Annotated in this window: 21 protein-coding genes and 2 pseudogenes; 15 read left to right on the top strand and 8 right to left on the bottom strand. The window is 69.5% G+C overall.

Going from position 1 to position 25943, the window contains the following annotated elements:
• Nucleotides 1-587 precede the first annotated feature (587 nt).
• The 4 genes from J2N69_RS35870 to J2N69_RS35860 all read right to left on the bottom strand — a co-directional run bounded on the left by J2N69_RS35870 (nt 588) and on the right by J2N69_RS35860 (nt 4974).
• Entirely contained in the window at nt 588-1391 is an 804-nt protein-coding gene (locus J2N69_RS35870) for a phosphatidate cytidylyltransferase (protein WP_230904467.1), read from the bottom strand.
• Nucleotides 1388-3169 (bottom strand): histidinol-phosphate aminotransferase family protein, encoded by a 1782-nt coding sequence (locus tag J2N69_RS35865; RefSeq protein ID WP_230904466.1) that lies wholly within the window; start codon nt 3167-3169, stop codon nt 1388-1390. The genes J2N69_RS35870 and J2N69_RS35865 overlap by 4 nt, the downstream gene beginning before the upstream one ends.
• Before the next feature lie 1070 nt (nt 3170-4239).
• Nucleotides 4240-4509: an RCC1-like domain-containing protein gene (locus J2N69_RS36800; protein WP_408056863.1), complete on the bottom strand. Its 270-nt coding sequence runs from the start codon at nt 4507-4509 to the stop codon at nt 4240-4242.
• A 33-nt stretch (nt 4510-4542) separates the two neighbouring features.
• Nucleotides 4543-4974, bottom strand: a complete 432-nt coding sequence (locus J2N69_RS35860) for a MarR family winged helix-turn-helix transcriptional regulator (RefSeq protein ID WP_230904465.1) — start codon at nt 4972-4974, stop codon at nt 4543-4545.
• 104 nt (nt 4975-5078) lie between these two features.
• Here J2N69_RS35860 and J2N69_RS35855 point away from each other — a divergent pair, with 104 nt between their 5' ends.
• From J2N69_RS35855 to J2N69_RS35840, 4 genes and pseudogenes are all read left to right on the top strand, one after another.
• Nucleotides 5079-5633, top strand: coding sequence for a phenolic acid decarboxylase (locus J2N69_RS35855; RefSeq protein ID WP_269075659.1), 555 nt, complete (start codon nt 5079-5081; stop codon nt 5631-5633).
• 516 nt (nt 5634-6149) lie between these two features.
• Nucleotides 6150-6512, top strand: a complete 363-nt coding sequence (locus tag J2N69_RS35850; RefSeq protein ID WP_230904464.1) for a hypothetical protein — start codon at nt 6150-6152, stop codon at nt 6510-6512.
• A 1381-nt stretch (nt 6513-7893) separates the two neighbouring features.
• Nucleotides 7894-8682, top strand: a complete 789-nt coding sequence (locus J2N69_RS35845; protein ID WP_230904463.1) for a hypothetical protein — start codon at nt 7894-7896, stop codon at nt 8680-8682.
• Nucleotides 8683-9342: 660 nt separating this feature from the next.
• A pseudogene (locus J2N69_RS35840) lies at nt 9343-10116 on the top strand (SDR family oxidoreductase).
• A 272-nt stretch (nt 10117-10388) separates the two neighbouring features.
• Here the strand turns inward: J2N69_RS35840 and tpg are convergent.
• Together tpg and J2N69_RS35830 are read right to left on the bottom strand one after the other, a co-directional pair.
• Nucleotides 10389-10732: pseudogene (gene tpg / locus J2N69_RS35835) on the bottom strand (telomere-protecting terminal protein Tpg); the annotation flags it as partial.
• A gap of 196 nt (nt 10733-10928) precedes the next feature.
• Nucleotides 10929-11678 (bottom strand): helix-turn-helix domain-containing protein, encoded by a 750-nt coding sequence (locus tag J2N69_RS35830; protein WP_230904462.1) that lies wholly within the window; start codon nt 11676-11678, stop codon nt 10929-10931.
• 6 nt (nt 11679-11684) lie between these two features.
• Here J2N69_RS35830 and J2N69_RS35825 point away from each other — a divergent pair, with 6 nt between their 5' ends.
• Entirely contained in the window at nt 11685-12056 is a 372-nt protein-coding gene (locus J2N69_RS35825) for a hypothetical protein (RefSeq protein WP_230904461.1), read from the top strand.
• 70 nt (nt 12057-12126) lie between these two features.
• Nucleotides 12127-13269: an NAD(P)/FAD-dependent oxidoreductase gene (locus J2N69_RS35820; protein ID WP_230904460.1), complete on the top strand. Its 1143-nt coding sequence runs from the start codon at nt 12127-12129 to the stop codon at nt 13267-13269.
• Between the two features lie 504 nt (nt 13270-13773).
• Here the strand turns inward: J2N69_RS35820 and J2N69_RS35815 are convergent.
• Nucleotides 13774-14343, bottom strand: a complete 570-nt coding sequence (locus J2N69_RS35815) for a MarR family winged helix-turn-helix transcriptional regulator (protein ID WP_230904459.1) — start codon at nt 14341-14343, stop codon at nt 13774-13776.
• Between the two features lie 181 nt (nt 14344-14524).
• Here J2N69_RS35815 and gap point away from each other — a divergent pair, with 181 nt between their 5' ends.
• Nucleotides 14525-15529: a type I glyceraldehyde-3-phosphate dehydrogenase gene (gene gap, locus J2N69_RS35810; RefSeq protein ID WP_230904458.1), complete on the top strand. Its 1005-nt coding sequence runs from the start codon at nt 14525-14527 to the stop codon at nt 15527-15529.
• A 79-nt stretch (nt 15530-15608) separates the two neighbouring features.
• Here the strand turns inward: gap and J2N69_RS35805 are convergent, their stop codons facing one another.
• On the bottom strand, nt 15609-16070 hold the full coding sequence (locus J2N69_RS35805; protein WP_230904457.1) for a MarR family winged helix-turn-helix transcriptional regulator: 462 nt from the start codon (nt 16068-16070) through the stop codon (nt 15609-15611).
• Nucleotides 16071-16305: 235 nt separating this feature from the next.
• On the opposite strand from J2N69_RS35805, the gene penM reads away from it, so the two are divergent.
• The 8 genes from penM to ptlA all read left to right on the top strand — a co-directional run bounded on the left by penM (nt 16306) and on the right by ptlA (nt 25911).
• A complete protein-coding gene (gene penM / locus J2N69_RS35800; RefSeq protein WP_408056862.1) occupies nt 16306-17502 on the top strand; it encodes a pentalenolactone synthase in 1197 nt (398 codons plus the stop codon).
• 221 nt (nt 17503-17723) lie between these two features.
• Entirely contained in the window at nt 17724-18575 is an 852-nt protein-coding gene (ptlH, locus tag J2N69_RS35795; protein ID WP_230904455.1) for a 1-deoxypentalenic acid 11-beta-hydroxylase, read from the top strand.
• A gap of 58 nt (nt 18576-18633) precedes the next feature.
• Nucleotides 18634-20088: an MFS transporter gene (locus J2N69_RS35790; protein WP_230904454.1), complete on the top strand. Its 1455-nt coding sequence runs from the start codon at nt 18634-18636 to the stop codon at nt 20086-20088.
• A gap of 126 nt (nt 20089-20214) precedes the next feature.
• A complete protein-coding gene (ptlF, locus tag J2N69_RS35785; protein WP_330166851.1) occupies nt 20215-21015 on the top strand; it encodes a 1-deoxy-11-beta-hydroxypentalenate dehydrogenase in 801 nt (266 codons plus the stop codon).
• 17 nt (nt 21016-21032) lie between these two features.
• Nucleotides 21033-22787, top strand: coding sequence for a neopentalenolactone/pentalenolactone D synthase (gene ptlE, locus J2N69_RS35780; protein ID WP_408056931.1), 1755 nt, complete (start codon nt 21033-21035; stop codon nt 22785-22787).
• Nucleotides 22788-22821: 34 nt separating this feature from the next.
• Entirely contained in the window at nt 22822-23721 is a 900-nt protein-coding gene (ptlD, locus tag J2N69_RS35775) for a neopentalenolactone/pentalenolactone F synthase (protein WP_230904451.1), read from the top strand.
• Nucleotides 23718-24731 carry a polyprenyl synthetase family protein gene (locus tag J2N69_RS35770; RefSeq protein WP_230904450.1) on the top strand — a complete coding sequence of 338 codons (1014 nt, stop codon included), beginning with the start codon at nt 23718-23720 and terminating at the stop codon, nt 24729-24731. The genes ptlD and J2N69_RS35770 overlap by 4 nt, the downstream gene beginning before the upstream one ends.
• A gap of 169 nt (nt 24732-24900) precedes the next feature.
• Nucleotides 24901-25911 carry a pentalenene synthase gene (gene ptlA / locus J2N69_RS35765; RefSeq protein WP_230904449.1) on the top strand — a complete coding sequence of 337 codons (1011 nt, stop codon included), beginning with the start codon at nt 24901-24903 and terminating at the stop codon, nt 25909-25911.
• The last annotated feature ends 32 nt before the right edge of the window (nt 25912-25943 follow it).

Raw genomic sequence — 25943 nt, 5'->3', positions numbered from 1 at the left:
ACCGACGCCCACCTCACGGGGCAGCCGACCGCACGTGTCCTCCCGCTCACCTGCCCCCTCCGGGCATGATCTCGTGGATCAGCCGTTGCGCAGTGCTTCGAGTTCTGCCCGGGGCAGGGTGAAGGAGGGGTGCGGCCCTTCCAGCCCTGTTCGACGGCGTGCCGCAGGCCGCTGGACGGCAGTCGCCCGTCGTCGGCAGCTGGAGGAACTACCGGCTCGCGCGATGAGCGACAGCCGCCGTATCGATGTGCTCCGCTTCCTGGGACGGGTCCAGAGCGGAACCTGGCGCGCACCCGCAGGTGGATCGCGGATGCGGAACAGCGAGAACCGGAACGCACCCGCGGCCGGCAGGCCCGGCCTCCGGCCCTGAACTGGCTGATCGAGTCGAGGCTGACCATGGAGGCATCGCCATGCCCCGCCCTGTCCGGTCCGGCGCCATCAGCTTAGGTCTGGTCACTTCTCTGAACTAGCGCCTGGTTCCCGCCGCCGTACATTCAGGGCTGCGTCTCCGACGCAGATGGCCCGCTCTCGAGTACCTGAACCCTGCCGAGCTGAACGACCCCTGGGCGTCGGAGAGGGAGGGCCGGTCAGCGCAGGAGGAGAAGGACGGCCAGGGCGAGGAGGAGTGAGTCGACGCGGTCGAGCAGGCCCCCGGAGCCGGCCAGCCAGTGAGCGGAGTCTTTCGCCCGCGCTCCTCGCTTGACCATGGATTCCAGAAGGTCCCCCGCCGGGGCGCCGACGGCCACCGCGACCGCCGTCGGCAGGCTCAGCGCGGACAGCGCGGCCAGCACGCCGAGGGCGGCCGCGGCACCGCAGAGGGTTCCGCTCCACCGCTTGGCCGGGGAGAGCGGTGACAGCCGTGGCCCGCCCAACCGTTGACCGGTGAAGTACGCGACGATGTCGCCCACCGAGACAGCGACGAACAGGACGAGCGCACTCGCGCCGAGCGGTACCAGGGCGGCGAGCACGCTCAGCCAGACCAGTCCGAACAGGCCGGCCGTGAGCCGGCGCAGACCGTGGGCGCGGTCACCGGCCAGCAGCGGGACCGCGGCGATGGCCAGCGCACCGGCCGCCACCGCCCTCACCTCGTGTCCGGGGGCCAGCCAGGCTGTCAGCACCACGCCGCAGACCGCCGCGGCCAGTACCGCCCTGTCCGGCCGGGACAGCCCCATCAGCCCGCCGAACTCCATCGCCGCGACCACCCCGACCACGAGCGCGAGGGCCGTCACTCCCGGACTGCCCCACCAGAACGCTCCGACGACCAGGGGCACGCCGACCGCCCAGCAGCACCAGCGGACCAGCAGTTCGCGGCGCCCGGAGAGCGCCGCGGCGATCCCGCCGAGCGCCAAGGCCCCGCCGAGGAAGGGCGCGAGGGAGGCGACGCTGATCACCGGGCGTGGCCCGCGGTGACACCGACCGGGGACTCGGCGGACCGCCACGCGAGCGAGCCGGGTCGCAGCGCCTCCAGCGCGGCACCGTACGCGGCAACGATGCGCGCGTTCTCCGCCGTGTCTCTGACCGCGACGCGTACGGTGCGCCCTTCGTACTGCGGCGAGAGAGGCGACAGGTCGCGCAGGTAGACATCGTGGCGACGGCACTCCCGCACCACGCGGGCGGCGCTCGGTCCGTCGTAGGGCAGGGTGATGGTGAGGAAGTTCGCCACGCCCTCTTCGATCACGGCAGTACCCGCCATCCGGGCAAGGTCGGCAGCCAGTTGACGGCGCAGGGTGTGGGTGCGCAGCCAGCAGGCGCGGTAGTGCGCCGGGTCCCGCAGGGCGGCCACTGCGGCGAGTTGTGCGGGAAGGCTCACCGCCCAGGGCGGCGTCCACCGGCGCAGCAGTGCCGCGGTGGCGGGTTCGGCCACCAGGAAGGCCGCCCGCACGCCGGACAGCGCGTACATCTTGGACAGCGAGGTGCAGACCACGACCCGCGGATCCACCGCGGCCAGTGGGGCGAGCGACTCCGCCAGGTCCACGTAGCCGAGGTATGCCTCGTCGATCCACCAGCGGGTCCTGGCCGGGGCGGCCGCGATCAGGGTGCGCAGTTCGGCGGCGGGCGCGTGGCGTCCGGTCGGGTTGTTCGGGTTGACCACGACCACCAGGTCGTAGCGGCCCGCCCCGACGACAGAGGCCAGCCGGGCGAAGTCGATCCGCCATCCCTCCTTCCGGTGCAGCCGGAAGCGATCCACGCGGCACCCGATCACGCGCTCGGTGACATGCGCGTATTCGCCGTAGCCCGGGTCCAGCAGGAGCACCCTGCTCTGCGGGGTCAGCCACCGGCCGAACGCTCTGAAGATCAGGTCCGACGAGCCGGCCCCGGCCACGAGCGTGTCCACCGGCAGGGCCCGGGCCGTCGCGACTTCCGACAGCAGGCCCTCGGCGCCGGTGGGAGGTGAGGTTCTGGCGGACCAGGCCGGGTCCTCCGCGAGCGCCGCGGCTGCCCCGGGAGCGGGCGGGAACCAGGCGTCCAGCACGTCTGCGGCGACGACCTCGTGGCGCCGGTGCAAGGTGCGGAAGTCCGTGCCGACAGCGGTGAACGACGCGCCGCCGTGTTCGCAGCCGTCCGGCCCCGGCGCCCAATCCATGTCCAACTGCCAGTCGACCTCGGAGCCGAACCGCTCCAGGACGCTGCGATACCGGGTGGTCGCCCTCTGCGTCAGCCGGGCCACCTCGCCCGTCAGCACCTCGAAGGTCACCGCGCCGCTGCGGACGGTGCGTCCGACGGGCCGCAGGCCGACCGCCCGGTACATGTCGAGCAGCTCGGTGCGGCCCATCGCCACCACCGCGCGGCCGCCCCGGGAGGAGATCCAGCGCAGAGCCGCGTACATCAGAAGGGGCGCCGCGGCGGTGCCCCGCAGGCGTGGCTCCACGGTGAGGATGCGTACCTCGAAGAGTCCTTGCTCGGACAGCAGCGGCAGTTCGTCGCGGGTCAGGTACTTGTCCAGGCCGTAGCGGCCCAGCCACGGCGGGGTCAGGCTGACGAAGCCGATGCGGACCGGCCCTCGGGCCGCGACGAGGTAGACGTTGTCGCCGTCCAGCGCGTCGGACAACCGTCCTTCCGGCCGCGGCGTGTGCTGCCCCAGCTCCTGGGCGTACACGCGGTGCCGCAACTCGTGGATCCAGACCCGGTCCTCGGATGTGGCGGCTCGTATGTGCAGGTCGTGACTCATGCATGTCTCTTTCGGCAAAGGGGAGTTCCCCGGGGGTACGCAGGCCGACCGGACCGCTCGCGCGCTCTGCCCGGAAGGTGGGCATCCGCTGTCTCCGCGCCGGAGGTTCGCGTCATGAGCACATCTTCGGGGGCGCCCTGCGGCCGCACATGAGTACGCGTACTTGAGTACGAGACGAGCCACAGGTCGATGTCGGCCTGGCAACAGGTGGCGAGTGTCCGGTCGTGGTCGGCGAGCCGTGCGAGGAAGGACGGTGATCTGCGCCGCGTGCGTAGGTGTGGAGTTGGCGTCGAACGCCGACTTGTAGAGGCTGCGCACGTACTCGATGGTCTCGGGGGTGACGGTGGTGCCGCGGTGCACGGCGAGATCCGTCATCATGTCCATGATCGCTGACCAGGGGGGCAGCCGGGTGCCGTTGAGGTAGTGGGAGAACGTTCCCGGGTCGCGTTGGCGCCTGCCGCATACCGGCGCACCGAGACTTCGAGTCCCTCGAAGAGTTCGTGCAGTACCTCGGCGAGGGCCCTCGACTCCTTCGTCAGGTCCTGGGCCGGAGTTCACCCATGGTCGTGCGCCTTCCCGCAGGTCTCGCCGGACCCCGGCGTGATCAGGCGGTCGAAGAACGGAGTCGCCATGCTGACGACGGCGAGGCCGACAGGCACGCCGCGGGCGGCGCCTTCCCCCGCCAGCCAGGACAGCCCCCCCCCCCGCCGCCGCAACGCCGCTGAGCACGGCGAGCAGGAAGACCAAGGCCGATCTCAGCGGCAGTAAGGATTGGTCCACTCGATTCCCCATTCGTCTGCCCCGCGTCGTTAGGCGCGGAGGGCGCTCCCGCCCGGCAGGCCGCCAAGTGGGCGACAAACAGCATGGGGTGTCACGCAGGTGTTGCCGTACGTGATCGAGGCAAGAGGCAACGAAACGGCCGTTGCGCCGGGCCCACCGCACGCCGGGCCGGACGGTTCGGGCAGATCAGCCGCTGCCCCAGAGGCACGTTGCCAAAGGGAGTCGTGCAACGTTGGCAACACGGAATCCGGAGTGGACGCAACATGTGCCTCTATCACACCGAGCCGCCGTCACCAAATCGTCTCGCTGTGGCGGAAGGAGCGCACTGGCAGGCTCCGGCGGCGCGTTGTGCGGAAGCGTTCCTGCGGTGAATCCTCTCGCCCGTGTGGGTGGCCGCAGGGCGCTGGGCTTCGCCCGGTGCGAGGTGGGGATGAGGACCATCGGAACGACATCCGGCACCAACCTCCGTAGAGGCCCCAGCTCCATACCTGCCCCTCGGAGGTGAGAGCGTACGCATGGTCGTAGCCGGCCCCTTCCCTCCGCGCCCACGTCCTGATCAAGCTGAAGGCCCCGGAGGTCCGACATCAGGAGTACTAGTCGGTTTCGAGGACGGTGAGCAGCTCGGCGAGGGCAGGGAGGGCGCGTTCGATCGCTTCGCGGCTGTTCGGGGTGAGCTCTGCCAGGGCGCGGTGCAGGGCGGCTGTGCTGGTGCGGTCGTAGGCGTGGAGCATCTCCAGTGCGGTGGGCGAAGCGGTGAGGCGGACGGTGCGCAGGTCGGTCGTGGAGGGTTTCCGCTCGACCAGACCGGCGGCGGTCATGGTGCGGAGGAGGTTGCTGACCGTGGAGGGGGCCAGACGCAGTCGGTCGGCTGCCTGGCGAGGTGACAGCGGTCCGGCTTCGGCGAGTGCCCGGAGTAGTTCGATCTGGGCTTCGGACAGGTCGGGGAGGCCGGCAGTGCGCCGTGTGCGCAGTATTGCCCGGCGCAGCGGGCCGATGAGGCGGCCGAACTCGGTGGCAGTGTCCATGGGGCTGATTCTCTCGTACTGGTGATTTTGTCGCAAAATAGTTTTGTGGCAAACTGAAGAGGTCGGATGCACCACGCCGACAAGCACCACCAGGGAGGTCACACATGACAAGCGACGCCGCCACCACCAGCGGAGCCTTTCAGACCACCGTCGAGCAGCCCGTCCCACCGCAGGACCTGTCCGAGATCGTCGGCCACCGCTTCATCTACACCTACGCCAACGGCTGGCAGTACGAGATGTACGTGAAGAACGACCACACGATCGACTACCGGATCCATTCCGGAATGGTCGGCGGCCGCTGGGTCAAGGACCAGCGGGTGGACCTCGTCCAGTTGGACGACGACAGTTTCAAGGTCTCCTGGAACGAGCCCACTGGCACCTCCGTCGCGGTCAACGTCATGCCTCGCAAGCGGCGCCTGCATGGCGTGATCTTCTTCCCGCACTGGGTCGAGGAACACGGTGAACGCACCGTCTGCTTCCAGAACGACCACCTGGACACCATGCGTCGCTACCGCGACCAGGGGCCCACCTATCCGATCTACGTCGTCCCCGAGTTCGCGAGGATCACCCTCTTCGAGTATGTGGGCACTGACGACGATTCCGTCATCTCCGTCGCCCCCGACGCCCTCCCGGCCGACTGGTCCGACCGCACCAACTGATCGTCGGCAGACAAACGCATGCCGGTCAGCAGGGCGAGTGCACCAGTTTCGCCCCTCATGCCCCGGCGCCGGACCCGAAAGGCCCCCGCACCGGCCGTTGCGAGAGGAAGCCCTAGTCCGGCGCCAACAGGTTGCAAGCCCGGCACGAGGCGCTTCGTGATGCGATAGCGGTCCAGGAAAATCTGCGCCACTACGCTCACTCCACGCGAGCGCAGACTGAGTGTCAGCAGGAATGGCAGGCACAAAGGCGACGCCCGTCATATCCCAAATGCACTGCCCTAACTTGGCGACGTGTCGTCTGCGGCTGGAGACGGGCGAGCCGCGGGCAACGTCGGCTGGGTGGGTACTGGCCTGCCCCTCGCGCCTGTCTCTTCCGGACCGGAGTGGACCTGTAGGTGTCCAAGGCAGTCTGTCCGGGGTAAATACGTTGCGGACAAGGTCGCTGACCAGGTGCCACATAGTGCGTTCCTCCTCGCTTCCGCCAGGGACCGTGAGTCCAAGCGCAGCGGCCAGGGAGTGTCGCCCAAGGTTGACCATCGCCCGAACTGCGCCGGCCCATTCGTCGGTGGCCACGACCGCCAGGCGATACCAAAGCAGTGTGAGCGGCAGCAGAATCGCAATGGTCGTGGCGACCAACCAGGGGCGCACAGTGTCCCCGATAGCGAGGTCGGCGACGGCAGCCGCGACGACGAGCAGGTGCCCGTAGAGCAAGCTGACGAAGAAGTCGACGCTCATCCGGGCGTCGTCGGTCTGCTGGCGCGCCATGTCGGGTACAGCGGCGTTGAGTTCGTGCCAAAGCACCTGCGAGACGAGTCGGTAGCGGTCATAGCCATACTCCTCGAACCGTCGGATCGCTTTGCCGAGCCGAGTTGGGGATGACCTGGCGACCGTCCAGGGGATAGCGGTGCAACTGCTCGTTGAGCAACGCGAACCAGGCGTCGCCCTTGTAGATTTCCACAGTCAGATAGCGGTTGACGATCGGGGGGGGCGCGGAAGGCGGCGAGCACGGACTGGTCGGCAACGGCCAGACGACCTGATCGTTCCTGCTCAGCCAAGGTCAGAGCGTCCACTCGATTACGCAGCAGGTACTTGCGGGCCAGATGATGTCGACGACGCGCGCGGGCCAACCACTGGGGCCAACCGCGATACCCCTCGAGGACGCGATGAAGCGGCGTCTGCAGAGCAGCAAGGGCCAAACCGAGGACCGCCGTGGCGACCAGACCGGGGCCTTCCGCGTCTCTGCCCCGATCCCGCCCTCGGGGGCCGGGGCCCGGGGCTGAACGTCCCCTGCTGCATGCGGAGGCGTCGAGTCAGAGTTCCGCGTGCCAGGTCTCGGTGACGACCTGGCCGTCGTCGTAGATCCAAAAGCTCAGACCGGACGAGACTTCAGGGATGCGGTGAGAGGCACGATGCCGAGTTCGACAGTGTCCATGCCGACGACGCCGCTCAAGCGGTCGAGGTGGGGCGGTGAGCGCTGAGGGCGAGCTGACCAGGGACCGGAGGACCGGTTCCGACACGATGATGTGGTGGCGCCTGTCCCCGCTGTAGAGCAGTTCCTGGCGCCGTATGCGGGTGCGGGCGGCTTCCTTGCTGTCCGGTGGGGACGGGTGAAAGTTCGTTGGAGCGGGTGAGCACGGTGCGGGCGTAGTCGGGGGTCTCCAGGACGCCACGATCCACGAGGCCCTCCCAGGCCCGCGCAGCCTTTGGGGTTCGCCTGGGCCTGGTTGTGGGCGTCCTGCACGGGCTTGTGACCGCCGACGCGTTGTCTGCTCCAGGAGCGGATGTGCGGCTCGAATCCCGCCAGGCGGGCCCGCAGCTCGTCGTAGGCGTCGGGTTGGCCGCACGCCGTGGCCCGCTGGTGCAGGTGCTCGTGTTCAGTTCGGTGCCCGTGAGGTTGTCATCGTCGTCGAAGATCCAGAAGTCTTCGTCCGGCAGGTTGTGGCGGAGGGCGTCGGCTCGCCACAGGTTGTGGACGTGCGTCCTCGCCCAGGGCGACGTTCTTCACGAAGTCAGCGTGACACCGGCCGTGCCCTGTGCCAGCGATCATTAACCGATTGCCACCGTAGATGGACCGACGCCTTCTCACGCCGCTTGGACGGCTATGAGAAACGACGTCTTAGGACACACCATGGCCTGTCGAAACCCTAAGTGTAAGCACCAGGTAGTGCCGATATATGCTCAGCCGTCGCGCAGAGGGAGCCTCGCGACGACGGGAGACGCTGATGCAGAGGCCTCCCGGTGGACTATGCCTGGAGGCCTCGTGCGTCAGTACCTACACCTGCCTACCGCCACGATCACTGCGGCCTGTCTCGGTGTCGCCCTGACAGCCTGCGGCGTCGAAAACAAGGAGACCAGAGCCGACAGCGGGGCCTCGGCAGGGCCCAACCACCAGCCGACGGACCCCTTTGCCGGAAAGTCCGGTACCGAAATCGCCGCCAAAGCCATTTCGACGACCGCGGGCGCCTATTCACTGCGAATGAAGGGGACGACGCCTGACACCACCAGCGGGCTCAACATACTCGACATGGTTTTCACCACCGCAGGTACATGCGCGGGCACGATGGGTAAAAAACATGCGGGTTCGATACAGCTGATCATCACTTACGACACGGTCTACCGAAAGTACGATGAAGGAGTCCTGCGCGCCGTCGGCACCAAGGAGAGGGCAAGCGATGTCGAGGCTGCCGTCGACCTGCTCGCGGGACGCTGGGCGAAGACGAGCACGATGAGTGAAGAGGGCCGGTCCTACGTCAAATTCTGCGACCTCGACCTTCGGATGGCCGCCTACGAGGACACCGACACCTCCACGGCGCGCAGGGACGGCTACGCCACAGTTGACGGCACTCCGGCGATCAAGCTGTCGGGCGTCAACGGCAAAGACAAGTTCACCCTGTACGTCGCCACGAAGGGCAAGCCCTACCTTTTGAAGCTGGTCCAGAGGCCCGGCGGCGGGAAACCAGAAGCACTCACCCTCAGTGACTTCAACAAGCCCCTGAAGACCAAGCCGCCCACTGGCGACATCCTCAATCTGGACCGTCCTCCAGGCTGACTGAGCCTGTTCTTGGCAGTTCGGCCTGGCTTTGTGCCCACCTTAGGGTGCGCGGATCGGATGAACGCCTCGCCAGTGGTCTCACCCTCCACAACTCCGCCCATCCGCGGACGTCGTCAACCAGACCCTCGTGGCGAAAGTCCTGCCGTGCGTCGAAGCGGGCGTCCTCACAGGCCGGCGCGGCGGCGCCAGCGTCCATCCCCTTCGCCCGGCGCCGTGTGACGCGACGGCCGATGGACGCGGGGTCGACCGGCTCCCGGGGCACGGCGACGCGCGGGGGCTATCGGGCGGTCGGCGTTGCGCCGCGTCGGCCAGGGCGTGGTCATCTTCAGTCTCATATTCGTGGTGCGATTCGGGAGCGGGCCGTCGTCAGAGCGCTGTACGACGGCCCGTCGGATTGTTCCGACGCACGGTAGTTGTCACCGTGAAGTCGCCTCGCCCTTCGGAAGAGCGGAAAAGTCACGCGGCATGCAGAGGCGCGGGCTGAGCAGGGCGACTCGACTGGCATTCGGAGAACCCGCCCGATGGGGAGACCTCCAGCAACAGCCGACGGCAGCTCTGCCTCGAAATCGCGGGATGACCAACACCACAGTGCACCGACGCCGCTTAGGCTGAATCGTTCCCGGATTCTTCCGGAGCATCACGAGGGGAGAAGCGATCGTGGCGGAGCTGGGCGGCAGGACCGCATTGGTGACGGGCGGCTCACGCAGGATCGGGCGCGCGGTCGCCCTGCATCTCGCCGCCGAGGGGGCACTGGTCGCGGTCCACTACGGCGGCAACACCGCGGCCGCCACGGAGACCGTGGCGCAAATCGCGGAAGCCGGCGGCCGGGTCTTCGCGGTACAGGCCCGGTTCGGCGAAAGCGGTGCGGTGGACCGGCTGTTCAAGGAGCTCACCGCCGGGCTGGCGGACCACGGCGCGGACGGCCTGGACATTCTGGTCAACAATGCGGGCATCCACTCGGCCACGTCGATCGGGCAGCTCACGGGGAAGGAGTTCGAGCGGCTGCTGGCGATCAACGTGAGCACGCCGATCTTCGTGATCCAGCGGGCGCTGCTGCTGCGGGACGGCGGACGGATCGTCAACATGGGATCGGCAGCCACCCGGATCGCGAATCCTCTCCAGATCGGATACACCGTCACCAAGGCGGCGCTCGCAGCCCTCGGCCCGTCGCTTGCCAACGAGCTGGGCCGACGCGGGCACCGTGAACACGGTCGAACCCGGAGTGGTGCTGACCGACATGATCGCCCATTACGCGGAGGTTCCCGAGGCGGTCGCCGGACTTGAGTCCATCACCGCGCTCGGACGGATCGGCGAGCCGGAGGACGTCGAAGACGTGGTGGGCTTCCTCGCGGGCCCGCGGGGCCGCTGGGCAACCGGCCAGACCATCGACGTCTCTGGCGTACCTACCTCAGACCGATCTCGGCCGGGTGAATCCCCGCAACCCGCCCAGGTCTGTTTCCTGGCAGCCCGAAGGATTAGCGGTCGGCTTCGGCCAACCCACTTAGTCCCCATAGGGCGTGGCCAGGTTTCACGTACCGTTTCCCGGCTGACAGATATCGCGCCTCGGCTCACGGATACGTTTCCAGCAGGTCGCGAATTCGGCCGGATCAGAACCGGGGCTCTATTTCGAGGCGTACGTGAAACCCGCGCGCAGCCCAGCGGCACGGATGCCCGATTCCGTGAAATACGACTCCGTGATGGTCTCAGCGACGATCGGATCGGATGCCCCCCAGGTAGCTGGCGCGGCGGCCGTTGTCCTGGAAGTAGACCTCCTTGAGCGCTTCGGCGGCGATCTCTTGGAGCTGGACGACGCTGGCACCCCGCTCCTGGGCGTCGAAGAGGCGGGCGGTGTATCACGGGGGCAGGGCGACGGTCAGGTGCCGGAGGCGGTCCTGGTCTGTTGACCCGATCGGCGCGGTGTAGCCGAGGCGGGCGCGGGTGTCGATGGCGATGCCGCCCGTGGACGCCGCGTTCGCCTGGCCTTGGCCCGGACCTGCGGCTGGCACCGCTTCTTCACCTCGCGCTCTATGCGTGGGGCGAGGCGCGGCGCACAGGTGCTGTACGTCAACGAGCACACGGCCTGCGGGCAGTGGTCCCCCTCGCCGGGTGCGCGCGGGACGGTGCTGGCCGAACGCGCTCGCAAGTGGACTCCGGCCGAGACCGGCACGTATCGCCATCAAGGCGCAGATGCCCACCGGTGCGCCTCACGACCCGCGCCTGCAAGGGCTGCGCACAGACGGCTCCTAGGCGTCAGCGTGGCGCAGAGAGGCAGGCGTACGCCCGATGAAGTCCCGGGCAGTACGGGCGAGGTGGGCCTGGTCGGCGAAGCCTGCGGTGGCTGCGGCCAGGGCGGCGGACGACTCCGGCAGTTCGGCGATCGCGGTGCGGAGCCGACCCCATCGGCGCAAGCGCGCCAGCGTGATGCCCACCTCCTGCCGGACCAGGGCGCGCAGCCGCGGGGCCGACAGACCGACCTCGCCGGCGATGGAGGCGATGGGCTGGTTCGGGTCGCGCGTCGTACACAGGTGGACAGCGTGGGCGACTCTCGGATCGAGGAGGGATGGGCGCCCAGCGAGTCTCCGCAGCTCGGCGTATCCGGCGGCCAGGTCCACGCGAGTGCCTGGGCTGTCGGAATCGGTGGTGCCGAGCGCGGCGAGCACGCGACGGACCTCATCCGAGCCGAGCCGTATCGGCTCCGGCCGTGAGGGCAGCAGCCAGGAGTCGATGAACAGGGCGATGTAGGCAGAGGTCGCCGCACAGGCGTGGGCCAGTTGGGGCGGAACGATCAGCCCGGGCGCCGCCACCATGGGCCGTCCCGGCTGGAAGAGTTCGGCGTGGCCACCGAGCGGCAGCACGGCTTTCCATACGGGCAGTTGGTGTTGGGCGACACGGAACGGGCGGGACTCGGCGAACATCGTCGCCTCGGGACCGGAGGCGAAGACGGTGCAGCGATCGTTTTGTTCAAGCGCCCAGGCGCGAGGTGCGTCGATCATCGTGTCATGGACGCTATCGCTTCCGTTGCCTTGGCGGTGTTTCTGGTCGTCACGGGGGTCGCCCACTTTCTGGTCCCCGGCTACTTCCGCACACTGGTGCCCGCGTGGCTCCACCGGGAGCGGCTCCTCGTCGCCGTCAGTGGGGCGGCGGAGGTACTGGTGGGTGCGCTGGTGCTGGTTCCGAGCGGCAGGTGGGCCGGGGGCTGGGCCGCCGCTGCTCTGATCACCTGCTACTTGGTGTCCCACGTGGACGCGCTGCGCCGCGCGCGCCCGGACCGGCCCCGGCTCCTTGAGCGGCCGGCCGGTGCGGTGGCTCGGCTGGTGGTGAACGTCCTGTACATCGCCTGGGCGGTTGCCGTGGCCGCAACCGCGGCCTGACCGTCGATGCGCGGCGACCGATTGCCCGAGGTGGCGCAGAAGCCGCCCGTAGTCACACAGGAGTCATGCCATGAGTCATCGCCTCGTCGTCGTGGGCGCCGGTTACGCCGGTCTCCTTGCGGCCAAGCGCCTCGCCCGCAAGCTGCGCCGCAGCGATGTCACCATCACGCTGGTCAACACTTCGGACCGGTTCGTCGAACGGGTCCGGCTCCATCAGGTGGCCGCCGGGCAGCGTCCTGCGGCGCTGTCCTTGCGTCAGCAGCTCGGTGGTGCGTCGGTCGAACTGGTCATTGGACGCGTGACCGCGATCGACACCACTGGCCGGACCGTGAGCCTGGACACCGCGCCCCAAGTGATCGGTTACGACACCCTTGTGTACGCCGTGGGCAGCCGAGCGCGGCTCGACAACGTCCCGGGGGCAATTGAGCACGCGTACGCCGTCGCCGATTTTGAGCAGGCAACACGGCTGAGGCGCAGAATTTCTGAGATAGCGTCAGGCGGCACTGTCGCGGTGGTCGGCGCAGGGCTGACCGGCCTTGAAACCGCCTCGGAACTGGCCGAAAGTCACCCCGAGCTGCACGTCCGGCTGTTCACCGGTGCTGAGGACATGGGGACCGGACTCGCGCCGCGCGCCCGAACCCACCTGCGGCGCGCTCTCGACCGGCTGGGCGTCTCGGTTCACCCGAAGACCCATGTCGCGATGGTGCGCCAGGACGGCCTGGACACCCGCGACGGCGCGTCGTTCGCCGCTGACGCCGTCGTGTGGACCACCGGGTTCCAGGCGCCGGAGCTGGCGCGCGAGGCAGGACTCGCGACGGATGAGGGCGGCCGGATGCTCGTCGATGCCACCCTGCGCTCGATCTCGCACCCTGAGGTGTACGCCGTCGGCGACGCCGCTGCCGGGGTGTCGGTGGGCGGAGCGCCGAGCCGAATGTCCTGCCAGGCAGCCCTCCCCATGGGCCGGGGTGTGGCCGACGTCATCGCAGCTCGGCTGACGGGCCGGGAACCCGGACCCGTTCGGATCGGTTACGCCTTCACCAACATCAGCCTTGGCCGACGTGACGGTGTCGTCCAGTTCGCCCATGCCGACGACCGCCCGCGCGGGCTCGTTCTGACAGGACGCGCCGCTGCGGCCTTCAAGGAGGCCGTCGTGCGCAGCACAGTACGGTCCGGGCCGCGTGGTGACTACTCTGCCTCATCCCCTGATCTGTGACGCCCGGCGGTGGACAGCACGATGGTGGGCCGTTCCCACCGGCAGTGGCCGGTGGCCGCCACCGGGTGAGGTCACTGGCGACGGCCACGAGGCTCGGGGATGACACGGCAAGCTCCCTCTCCCCCGCCGCGTCTCCTCGCGCGTTTCCGTCCTCGCCGGGGCCAGGACCGGGACCGGGGTGTGCGGGAGGCGGCTCCTGGTTGGAACAGATCGGGAGGCCGCCGCGGCTGCCTCGAACGACCCACAGGACGATGACGACGACTGCCTGCCAAGACGTCCGCCACCTCTGGGTCCGCCTCCCCGGACACGGGCTCACGGAGATCCCGTAGATACACCGCGACCACGCCCACCAGCCGTTCAGCGACCGCGCCTGGCCGTACCTGCGTACCCTCACCGCCCAACAGGCCGGCCAAGACGCCGAACAGGCCGAAGCCGCACTCGCCGAAGCCCCCGACGTGCTGATGCGCCGCAACCCGGCCGCAGTTCCCGGCCCTCCGTGCCGGCTTACTGAGGAGGCGTTGGCCCGCCCTCGGCGGCACGCGGAGACCCGGGGCGGTCGGCCGTGAAGGGATGACGCGCGTGGCCCCCGCACCCCCTTGCTCTCGGGGCCCGCTCCCCCGTGCGCTCCACGTGGCCCGACGGGCCGACGGCGTCCTCGGCGCCGGCCCGCCCGAGCCACGTCAGGCGGCGTAGCGCGGGCAGTGCCCCGGCGAGCGCGCGACGTTCCTCCGGGGTGAGGAGTGCGATCAGTGGTGTCAGCTGCTCGGCCCGTTCCCCGCGGCACGACTCGCCGAGGTTCCGCCCCTTCTGGGTGATGTGCACCAGAACGGCGCGGCCGTCGCGCGGGTCACGTCCGCGTTCCACGAGGCCGTCGCGTTCCAGGCGCTTGACCAGCTGGGTGAGCCCCGGCTGGCTGAGCTGTTCGCTCGCGATCAGCTCCGTCAGGCGTTTGGGGCGGTCGGCGCAGGCCAGGGCGTCGAGCACCGACAGCGTGCTGAACGCGTGGTTTCGCCGACGCGGCAGGCGGATGTAGAAACGGTTGAACTCCTCGACGACGTCAATGAACTGAGTCACATTCAGATCGCTCCTGGAGGCACGCACGCGGGGGAGCCTATAGCTTGCGGAGCGGCGATGTATTGATAACTTACAGAAGTTGCTTATGGTGTTCTGGGTGGCCGCCGCTGCGGCGCGCCGCGACACGCTCGGCTGCCCTCTCTTCACCACCGAGCCCCAAAAACTGTCGTGAGAGGAACGCATGACTGTTCGTGTAGGCATCAACGGCTTCGGCCGCATCGGGAGGAACGTCTTCCGGGCGGTCGCCGCCAGGAACGCGGACCTGGAGATCGTCGCGGTCAACGACCTGGGCGACGTGCCGACCATGGCCCACCTCTTGGCCTACGACTCGGTCCTCGGCCGCTTCCCGGAGGAGATCACCGCCGAGCCCGGCGCGATCCGGGTCGGCGACAAGACGGTCAAGGTCCTCGCCGAGCGCGACCCGGCCCAACTGCCCTGGGGCGACCTGGGGGTGGACGTCGTCATCGAGTCCACCGGCATCTTCACCAAGGCCGAGAAGGCCCGCGCGCACATCGACGGCGGCGCCAAGAAGGTGATCATCGCCGCCCCCGCGAGCGACGAGGACGTCACGATCGTCCTGGGTGTCAACGACGACATCTACGACCCCGCCAGCCACACCATCATCTCCAACGCCTCCTGCACCACCAACTGCCTCGGCGTCCTCGCCAAGGTGCTGCACGAGACCGTCGGCATCGAGTACGGCATGATGACCACGGTCCACGCCTACACCCAGGACCAGAACCTGCAGGACGCCCCCCACAAGGACCTGCGCCGCGCCCGCTCGGCCGCCGTCAACGTGGTGCCGACGTCCAGCGGCGCCGCCAAGGCTATCGGCCTGGTCCTGCCCGAACTCCAGGGCCGCCTCGACGCGTTCGCGCTGCGGGTCCCCGTGCCGACCGGCTCGGTCACCGACCTGACGGTCACCACGAGCCGCCGCACCACCGTCGAGGAGATCAACGAGGCGTACGCGAAGGCCGCCGCCGGCGCGTACAAGGGACTGCTCACCTACACCGAGGCGCCGATCGTCAGCTCCGACATCGTCACCGACCCGGCCTCCTGCATCTTCGACGCCGGCCTCACCCGCGTGAACGGGCCGCAGGTCAAGGTCGTCGGCTGGTACGACAACGAGTGGGGTTACTCGAACCGCCTCATCGACCTGGCACTCAAGGTCGGCACCTCGCTCTAGGGGCCTTCGACAGCCCCAGGGTTTGTCGGCGGGGGGCTCGGCTTGAGCCGTCGTCGCGGCGGGGCATCGGGCCGGGCCGTCACGACCGGGTCCGGTGGCCGAGTTCCGCGAGGCGGGAGAGGGCGGGGAGCGCCTCGGCGATCGCCCGCTGGTCCTCGGGCGTCAGTTGGGCGACGAGCGGGACCAGGCGGCGGGTCCGGTCCTCCAGACGGGACGCGCCGACCTGCCGCCCGGCGTCGGTGATGTGGACGAGGACGGCCCGCCCGTCCGTCGGGTCGGGGCGGCGTTCCACGAGGCCGTCCTGCTCCAGGCGCGTGACGAGCTGGGTGAGTCCTGGCTGGCTGATCTGCTCGGTCCTGGCGAGCTTCGTGAGCCGGGTGGGCCCCCGCGAGTTGAGGGTGTCCAGCACGGACAGAGTGGTGAAGGACAGTGTCTGGAGAGCGGGCAGGCGAATGTAGAAGCGGTTGAAGTTCTCGATCGCCGAGATCAGGGCGCTCACATCCAGATGGTCCCGTGGGCTGTTGGTCTGCGAAGTGGTCACCCTGGAAAAGTAGCGCACACTTATATAGTCTCGTTGATGCATTGATGGCCTGCGCCCCGCGAGGGGCATGCGGTCCGCACCAGCTTTCCATGACGCAATGGCGCGTCTTGCTCTGACATTTCCGCGGTCTCGGCGTCACCGGCGCCGTCGGCCCGTCCAGGAAATTGCCTTCGCTGTCGATCCGGGGTGCTTCCAGAAGAATGCCGGAAATCCTCGGGGAAATGAGCATGCCCGCATGAAGGAACTTCCGACGTTACCGTTCGACAATCCGTCCGTCATGGGCATCGCACCCCAAATGCGCGCACTGCAGCAGGAGGGGCCGATCATCAAGGTGCGGGCCGCCGGTGAGGACGCCTGGCTGGTCACCCGCTACGACGAGGTGCGCACCCTGCTCGCCGACCGCAGGCTCCGCCTCAGCAACCCCGACCGTGAGCAGTCCGCCAAGAGCGCGGCCAGAGGCTTCATGGTCGCGCTGATGGCTGGGGACGACTGCGACACCGAACTCGCCAGACACGCGCAGATGCGCGAGCTGCTCGTCCCCCTCTTCACGACCCAGCGGATGCGCCGCATGCAGGCCCGCATCGAGCACCATGTGGACGAGCTGCTCGACGAGTTGGCCGTCACCACACCGCCGGTCGATCTGCACCGCGCGCTGTCGTTCCCGCTGCCGACCATGGTGGTCTGCGATCTGCTCGGTGTGCCGCTGGCCGACCGGGAGCGCTTCGGCCTGTGGGCGAGAGGCACCTTCGACCACAGCGACGACCAGCACTCGGCGAACACCTTCAAAAAGGTCGTCGACTACATGATGGACCTGGTGACCCGCAAGCGGGCCGAGCCGGGCGACGACATCCTCTCCGAGCTGATCAGGGCCAAGGGCGGCATGCTGTCCGACGCGGAGATCGTCGACTTGGGCTGCGCCGTGCTGTTGTTCGGTTACGAGACCACCATCGTCCGCATCGACCTGGGCACCCTGCTGTTGCTGCGCAACCCGGTCCAGCGGGCGCAGCTCGTCGAGGACCCCGGCCTCGCGCCGGCCGCGGTCGAGGAGATCCTGCGCCTGAGCGTCGGCGGCAAGGGGTCCAACGCGCTGATACCCCGCTACGCGCACAGCGACATCACCGTCGGCGAGACGGTGATCCGGGCCGGGGACGCGGTGAAGCTCGCCATCGGTGCGGCCAACATCGACGAACGGGCCTACCCCGCGGCCGACGTGCTGGATCTGCACCGGGACAGGCCCAAGTCACACCTGGCGTTCGGGTACGGCGCCCGCCACTGCATAGGCCGCACGCTGGCCCGGATCGAGCTGACCGCCGTCTTCGAGAGGCTGTTCCGTCGTCTGCCGGACCTGCGGCTGGCGGTTCCGGAGGATGCGCTGCGGTGGCAGGAGCACCGCATCACGGGCGGGTTCGACGAAATCCCGGTGACGTTCTGAGCGATATCGGCAGAACCGTCGCGCCCCCCGGCCAGCAGAAACTTGCTAGGAAACGAACAAGCCATCTCGCCATGTGAGTTGACGATCCCTCAGGCAATTTGAGGGCTGGAAATACATCGCTGGGCTATATAGGCTCCTGGTCGATCGAATCAAGCCGTCGGTCTGCCCGGAGGTGTGACGCTCCTTTCCCCACGCGCCGGATTTCACGAGGACAAGGAACCATGACGGAGACTTTCAGCGAGTACGTCGACTGCGCCCCTCTTCTCGACGACCGTGAGGCCCTTGACCGGTTTTACGAAGAGCACGGATATCTTTATCTGCGGGGCGCCCTGGACCGCGAACTGGTGCGGACCGCCGCCGAGCAGATGCTCCAGGGCCTGATCGCACTCGGCCACGCAGCCCCCGGCACCACCCTCGACACCCTCACCATCGACTCCTTCGAGGCGGTCGACGAGGTGGCGATGCACGAGTACGTCAAATACGACGAGCTGTGGAACCACCCCACGACCGTCAAGCTCTGGGAGCAGGTCTTCGGTGAGCCCGTCTTCGTCTTCAAGTCGACGACGATCCGCTACTACCCCACCGCCGCGGGCTCCGCGGAGCCGAGCTTCCTGACGCCCCTGCACCAGGACGGCTTCTACATAGGCCCGAACAAGGACTTCCGCACCGCCTGGATACCGCTGCTCCCGACGAGTCCCGCCATAGGGGGCGTCGCCATCGCCGACGGCAGCCACAAGCGGGGCCCTCGCGAGCACGTCATCACCGAGAACTTCCGCCGCTTCGGCCACCCCGTGCGCGGCATCCCCGCCGAGGAGTTCGGCGCGGACGAACAACTGCTGTTCTCGCCCATGGAGCCGGGCGACGTCCTCCTCTTCCACGCCTTCACGTGCCACAAGTCCATCCCGAACGTCTCGGTGGACCCGGCCGGCATGCGGATGTCGATGGACACCCGCATCCAACCCGCCTCCTCCCACCGCGGCTTCAACTCCCTGACCCCCTGGCCCGAGTCCGCGAAGGACGCCTCCAAGGGCATCCTGTCGAAGATCACCGGCACCCCCACCACCGCCGAATGACCGAGTCATCCCCGCACCCGCCTCAACCGTTCCCCGAGAAAGCCCGGGTAGGCAACGCATGACGAACCGCGAGGGCCTGCCCTCCGCCAAGGGCCCCGGCGTCGCGCCGGAGCCCACCCCCCGTACGGAGCCGGTCGCCGCGGGGCTCAGCGGCATCGCCCTCGTGGTGGTGCTCACCGGATACGCCCTGTCCATCGTCGACGCCTCCATCGTCAACGTGGCGCTGAACTCGATCAGCGACGACCTCCACGGCGGCCCCGCCGCCCTGGAACTGGTGGTGTCCGGCTACGGCCTCACCTACGCGCTCGGCCTCGTGCTCGGCGGCCGGCTCGGCGACGCCTTCGGCAGGCGCCGCCTGTACGCCTGCGGACTCGCCGCGTTCACCCTCACCTCGGCGCTCTGCGGGCTCGCCCCGACCATCGAGTTCCTCGTCGCGGCCCGGCTGCTCCAGGGCGCCGCCGCCGCCATGCTCGTACCGCAGGTGCTCGCGACGATCCAGGCGGCCACCGAGGGCCAGGCACGCGCCCGTGCCATCGGCCTGTATGGCGCGACCGCCGCCCTCGGCATGGTCGTCGGACAGATCCTGGGCGGCCTCCTCGTCGAGCTGGACATCGCGGGAATCGGCTGGCGGGCGGTCTTCGCGATCAACGTACCGATCGGTGTGGCCGCGCTGCTCGCCGTCCGGCGCGTCCCCGCGACCCGGGCGGGCGCCAAGCCCGGATTCGACCCCAAGGGCACCGCCCTGTTCGGCGTCACCATGGTCTGCGTCCTCGCCCTAGTGGTGGCGGGCCCCGACCTGGGCTGGCCGCTGTGGCTGTGGTCCCTGCTCCTGGTCGCCGCGGCAGGCGCCCTGGCGCTGGCACGGGTCGAACGCGGCCTGGAGGCGCGGGGCGGTTCGCCGCTGCTGTCCCCGACCGTGCTGTCCCACCCGGGCATGCGCAGGGGTCTTGCGGCGATGGTCCCGTTCTCGGCGGGCTTCGGTGCCTTCCTGTTCGTCTACGCGCTGGTCGCGCAGGGGCACTTCGGTTTCGACGGCCTCGAATCCGGCGGCGGCCTCGCGCCGTTCGCCGTGGCGTTCTTCGCGGTGACCCTGTTCACCCCGAGGATCGCGGCGGCCCTGGGCGCCCGCATCGTCACCCTGGGCGCCTGCGTCCAGGGTGCGGGCCTGCTGCTCCTCGCGCTGGTCATCCGGTTCGGCTGGCCGCACCCCTCCCTGACGCTCGTACTCGCCGGGATCGGCCTGTACGGCGTGGGTGCCGCGCTGACAGGGCCGACGCTGTTCCGGATGATCCTCGCCGACGTGCCCCCGGCCCAGGCCGGGATGGGCAGCGGTGTGCTGGTGACCAGCCAGCAGATGGCGACCGCGCTGGGCGCGACCGTGGGCGGCACCCTCTACCTCTCCATGACCGACTGGCAGTCGACGATGCCGGCGGCCGTGGCCGTCCTCGCCCTCCTCGCGTGCTGCTCGGTGATCGTCCTCGTGATCAGCTTGAAGCTCCCTGACCCCCGGTGACGCCGCGTCCCCCGTACGACGCGTACTGACCCAGACCTTCTCGCGGACAACGGCACGCCGTCCTTCGGCGTACCCGCGTACAGAAGCGGAGGCAGCCAAGTGCAGTTACGGACAGAAACGGCCGTGGTGACCGGCGCCGCCAGCGGCATCGGATTCGCCCTCAGCGCCCGCTTCGCACAGGCCGGCGTCGCCGTGGTCATGGCGGACGTAGCGGGCGACGCGCTGCGTGCGCGGGCGGCCGAACTCACGGCGCGCGGCGCCAGGGTCACCGCCGTGAGAGCCGACCTGACCGACCCGGACGCCGTCGCACACCTCGCGGACACCGCGTTCGACGTGCTCGGCGACATCGATGTGGTGTGCAACAACGCCGGGGTCATCGGCCCCGTGGGACAGCCGCTGTGGGAGGTGCCGCTGGACCGGATGCGGGAGGTCTTCGAGGCGAACCACTGGGCGCACGTCCTGGTGTCCCGCGCTTTCATCCCCCCGCTCCTCGAGCGCGGCAGGCCCGCCCACCTGATCCACACCGCTTCGATGTCCGCCTTCGCCGTCGGCGCGGGCAGCGCCGCCTACGCCGCCTCCAAGCACGCCGACCTCGCGGTCGCCCGCAGCCTGCGCGCCGATCTGCGGGACACCGCGATCCGGGTGTCGGTGCTGTGCCCGGGACGGGTCGAGACCCCCATGGTCCAGGGCCTGACCGCGCCGCGCGGCGCGGGCGGCGACACCTCCGTGAGCGCCGAGGACGTCGCCTCACTCGTGTGGGAGGCCCTCGGCTCCGACCGCTTCTACCTGTTCAGCAACTCCGACGCCCCATTGCGGCTGCGCGATCAGTTCGACGACGTATGGCGTCATGTCTCCCTTCCGCCCCCTTCCCCCGAGGAGGAGCTGTGGCACACGCCGAGAGCGACGACCGAAGCGATGAAACACTGACCATCGACCTGGAGGCGGTGCGGGAGAAGTACCGGCAGGAACGCGACAAGCGCACCGCCGGGCGCACCTACCAGTTCGCGCGCGGCGACTTCAGCGGCTACGCGCGTGACCCCTACACCGAGCGGCGGGAGCGCGAGCCCCTCACCGACGAGGTGGACGTCGCCGTCGTCGGCGCCGGCATCGGCGGCCTCCTGACCGGCGCCCACCTGCGCCGGGAGACGGGCCTGGACCGCATCCGGCTGATCGACGAGGCGGGCGACGTCGGCGGCACCTGGTACTGGAACCGCTTCCCCGGCGTCCGCTGCGACGTCGAGAGCTACATCTACATGCCGCTGCTCGAAGAGACCGGCACGATACCCACGGAGAAGTACTCCACCGGACCCGAGATCTTCGCCCATCTCCAGCGGATCGCCCACCAGTACGACCTCTACCGCGACGCCCTCTTCCAGACCGCCGTCACCGAACTGCGCTGGGACGAGGCCGCCGAGCGATGGCTGGTGAGCACCGACCGCGGGGATCTGTTCCGGGCCCGGTACGTGGCCATGTCGATCGGCCTGATGCACCGCCCCAAACTCCCCGCCGTGCCGGGCCTGGAGACGTTCGCCGGGCACTCCTTCCACACCAGCCGCTGGGACTTCGACTACACCGGCGGTGACAGCACCGGCGGCCTGACCGGTCTGAAGGGCAAGACGGTCGGCGTCATCGGCACCGGCTCGACGACCATCCAGCTCGCCCCGCACCTCGCCGAGTGGGCCGAGCGGCTCGTCCTCTTCCAGCGCACCCCCGCCACGGTCGACGTCCGCGGCAACCGGCCCACCCCGCCCGACTGGGCGGACAGCCTCGAACCGGGCTGGCAGCAGCGCCGGATGGAGAACTTCCACGCCCTGACCTCGGGCATCCCGCAGGACGAGGACCTGGTCCAGGACCGCTGGACCCAGACCACGGCCAAACTGGCCGCCGCGATCCTGCCGACCGGCGACACGGGGGGCGACCCCAAGGAGCGGGCGCTCGCGGCCGAACGGGCGGACTTCCTCAAGATGGAGGAGTTGCGCGCCCGCATCGACAGCGTCGTCACCGACCCCGCGACCGCCGCCGCCCTCAAGCCGTACTACCGCGTGTACTGCAAGCGGCCCTGCTTCCACGACGGCTATCTCCACACCTTCAACCGGCCCAACGTCACCCTCGTCGACACCCAGGGGCAGGGCGTGGAACGGCTCACCGAGGCCGGGGTGGTCGCGAACGGCCGGGAGTACCCGGTCGACTGCCTGATCTTCGCCACCGGCTACGAGCACGAATTCGCCGTCCCCTACACCGAGCGTGCCGGATACGACATCGTCGGCCGCGACGGCGTGAAGCTGTCGCAGAAGTGGGCGGACGGGGCGCGCACCCTGCACGGACTGCAGGTGAACGGTTTCCCCAACTGCTTCATCCTCTCCAAGATCCAGGCGGGCCGGCACGTCAACATCGCCTACATGCTGGGCGAGCAGACCCGGCACCTCGCGTACATCGTCAAGAGCGTCGAGGAACGCGGACACCGGGTCGTGGAGGCGTCGGAGGCCGCCGAGAAGGAATGGGTCGAGGAGATCCTCCGGCTCGCCAGCAACGATCTCGACTTCCTGGAGAACTGCACACCCGGCCTCTACAACAACGAGGGCGACCCGAGCGCGATGCCCCGGCTCAACTCCAGCTACGGCGGCGGCTCGGTGGAGTTCGTGAACATCCTCAGGCGCTGGCGCGCGGCGGGCGACCTCGCCGGCCTCGAACTGCGCTGACCACCCGACCCTTCTGCGAAAGGCGGCAACGCCCATGGACGTCACGCCGATACCCGGCGCAGCTCTCGGCGCCGTCGTGCACGGCGCCCGTGTCACCGGCGACATGGACGAGACCCGGGCCGAGGAGATCCGGGCGGCTCTCGACGCACACCTCGTCCTCGTCTTCCGCGGCCACGAGATCCCCTCCGACGAGGAGTTCCTGGCCTTCGGCCGCCACTTCGGGCACATCCCGAAGACCGGCCTGACCAGCGGCGCCCACCCCGACCACAACGAGATCCTGATCGTCTCCAACCTGGTGGAGGACGGCCGCAAGATCGGCGTCGGCGACGCCGAGTGGATGGACTGGCACACCGACTACTCCTTCCGCCCCCGCGTCTCCCAGATCGGCTTTCTCGAAGCACTGGAAGTGCCTGCCTCCGGTGGCGGACGGACCCTCTTCACCGACATGTACGCCCTGTACGAGTCGTTGTCGCCCGAAGAACGCCGACGCCTGCACTCCTACCGCGTACGCCACGCCCTGCGCACCGGGTACGAGGAGACCATCGAGGAGAGGCTCCAGGGCGAGGTGTCCCTCGGCGAGAGCACCGAGCAGATCCAGCCCGAGGACGGCACCTCCACCATCCACCCGCTGATCGCCCGCAATCCGCGCACCGGCCGCCAGTCGGTCTACGTCAGCTCCCTGAACACCAAGCGGATCGTGGATCTCGCCCCGGACGACAGCCGCGAACTGCTCGACGAACTCCTCTCGCACGCCGGCAGACCCGAGTTCACCTATGCCCACACCTGGCAGCCGGGGGACATCGTCATGTGGGACCAACTCGGCACCATCCACGCCAAGGAGGCGTTCGACCCGTCCGAACGGCGCGTCATGCGCCAGGTCGTCAGCATCTTCGACGACCCGAAGGCCCCCTGGCGCGCGCGGGTCGCCGCATGAGCACCGCTCCCGCTTCCCTCAGCCACAGCCGGGTCACGATCACCCCGGCACTGCGGGCCGCCGTCGACCGGCTCGACCACCGCTCACGCCACCAGGCCGCCTACCACTTCGGCTGGATCACCGCCGGTGGTGCGCCCACCAGCGCCGACGCGGGCAAGGCCGTACGGCCGGCGCTCGCGCTCCTGTCGGCCGAGGCGGTCGGCGCACCGGCGGAGGTCGCCCTGCCCGGTGCCGTCGCCGTGGAGCTGGTGCACAACTTCTCCCTCGTGCACGACGACCTGATGGACGGCGACGAGGAGCGCCGCCATCGGCGCACGGTGTGGAAGCTGTGGGGCCCCTCCAGCGCCATCCTGACCGGTGACGCCCTGCTCGCGCTCGCCCAGGAGGTGCTCCTCGACACCGGATCGCCCACAGCGGCACCCGCCGCCCGGCTCCTCGCGCGCACCACCCGGCACCTGATCCGCGGTCAGGTCCAGGACCTCGCCTTCGAGCAGCGCGGACGCGTCACGGTCGAGGAATGCGTCGACATGGCGGCCGGGAAGACCGGCGCCCTGCTGTCGGCGAGCGCCGCGATCGGCGCCGTGCTCGCCGGAGCCCCGGAGGCGATGGTGGACGCCCTGGCGCTCTACGGCGACCATCTCGGCATCGCCTTCCAGCTCGTCGACGACGTGCTCGGCATCTGGGGCGACCCCGCTGTCACCGGCAAGCCGGTCCACTCCGATCTGCGTGCCCGCAAGAAGTCCCTGCCGGTGAGCCACGCCCTGAACCAGAACGGGCCGCTCGGCGACCAACTGGCCGACTGGCTCGCCACCTCCGGCGAACCCGACGAGGAAGAGCTGCGGCGCGTGGCCGGCCTGATCGAGGACGCGGGCGGCCGGGACTGGGCGCTGGCCGAGGCCGCCCGGCGCATGACGCTGGCCGAGGACGCGCTGAGCGGCGTCGGCCTCGACGCCGGAGCACGGGGCGAACTCCTCGCGCTCGGCCGGTTCGTCGTCGACCGGAAGGCCTGAACCCCCGCCGCCCCCCTTTCCCACATGCCCCTTCCCCCATGCCCCGCTCCGTCCCCGCCACCGCCCCGCTCCGTACGCACACCCGACACCGAGGGCAGCGCCGCCCCGGTGCCCCCTCACCCCACGGGCACCCTCGCGTGTCCTGTTCCACAGCCCTAGGAGTCCCCCCATGCCCCAGGACGTCGACTTCTCCATACCGCTGCCCGCCCGCCGCAGCCCCGACCACGCCCGCGCCGAGGCCGAGCACATCGACTGGCCCCGCTCCTTCGGCCTGATCACCAGCGAGGCCGCCGCGGAGCGCCACCGCAAGGGCGGTTACGCCGACCTCGCCTCCCGCTTCTACCCCTCGGCCAGCGGCGCCGACCTCGACCTCGGTGTCGACCTGATGTCCTGGTTCTTCCTCTTCGACGACCTCTTCGACGGTCCGCGCGGCGAGGACCCGGTGCAGGCCAAGCAGCTCACCGACGCCGTCGCCGCCGCGCTGGAGGGGCCGCTGCCCGCCTCCGCGCCCCTGATCGCGCACGGCTTCGCCGACATCTGGCGGCGCACCTGCCAGGGGATGTCGAAGGAGTGGCGCACCCGCAGCGCCCAGCACTGGCGCCACTACTTCCAGGGCTACGTCGACGAGGCGCACGGCCGCCGCGACGAGACGCCCTGCGGTTCCGCCCGGGAGTACCTCGCCCTGCGCCGCCACACGATCGGCGTGCAGCCCACCGTCGACCTGGCCGAGGCCACCGGGCACTTCGAGGTGCCGCACCGGGTCTTCGACAGTGCCGTCATGTCGGCGATGCTGCGGATCGCCGTCGACGTCAACCTCATGCTCAACGACATCGCCTCCCTGGAGAAGGAGGAGGCACGCGGCGAGCAGAACAACATGGTCCTCATCCTGATGCGCGAGCACGGCTGGCCCAAGAGCCGCAGCATCGCCCACATGCAGGACGAGGTCCGCGTACGCCTGGAGGAGTTCCTGCTCCTGGAGAGCATTCTGCCCAAGGTCTGCGACGCCTTCTCCCTCACCGCGGACGAGCGCGAGGCCGTCGAACGCTACCGTCTGGACGCGGTGCGCCCCGTCATCCGCGGCTCCTACGACTGGCACCGCTCATCGGGACGCTACGACGCCGAGTTCGCGCTGGCCGCCGGTCGCCAGGGGTTCCTCGAAGAACTCGGCAGCGCCCGCTGACAGGCCCCCTCCCCCAGCCCGTCCATCCACCT

The organism is Streptomyces huasconensis (assembly GCF_021028635.1).
Classification (GTDB): Bacteria; Actinomycetota; Actinomycetes; order Streptomycetales; family Streptomycetaceae; genus Streptomyces; species Streptomyces huasconensis.
This window is presented reverse-complemented; position numbering and strand designations above follow the sequence as displayed.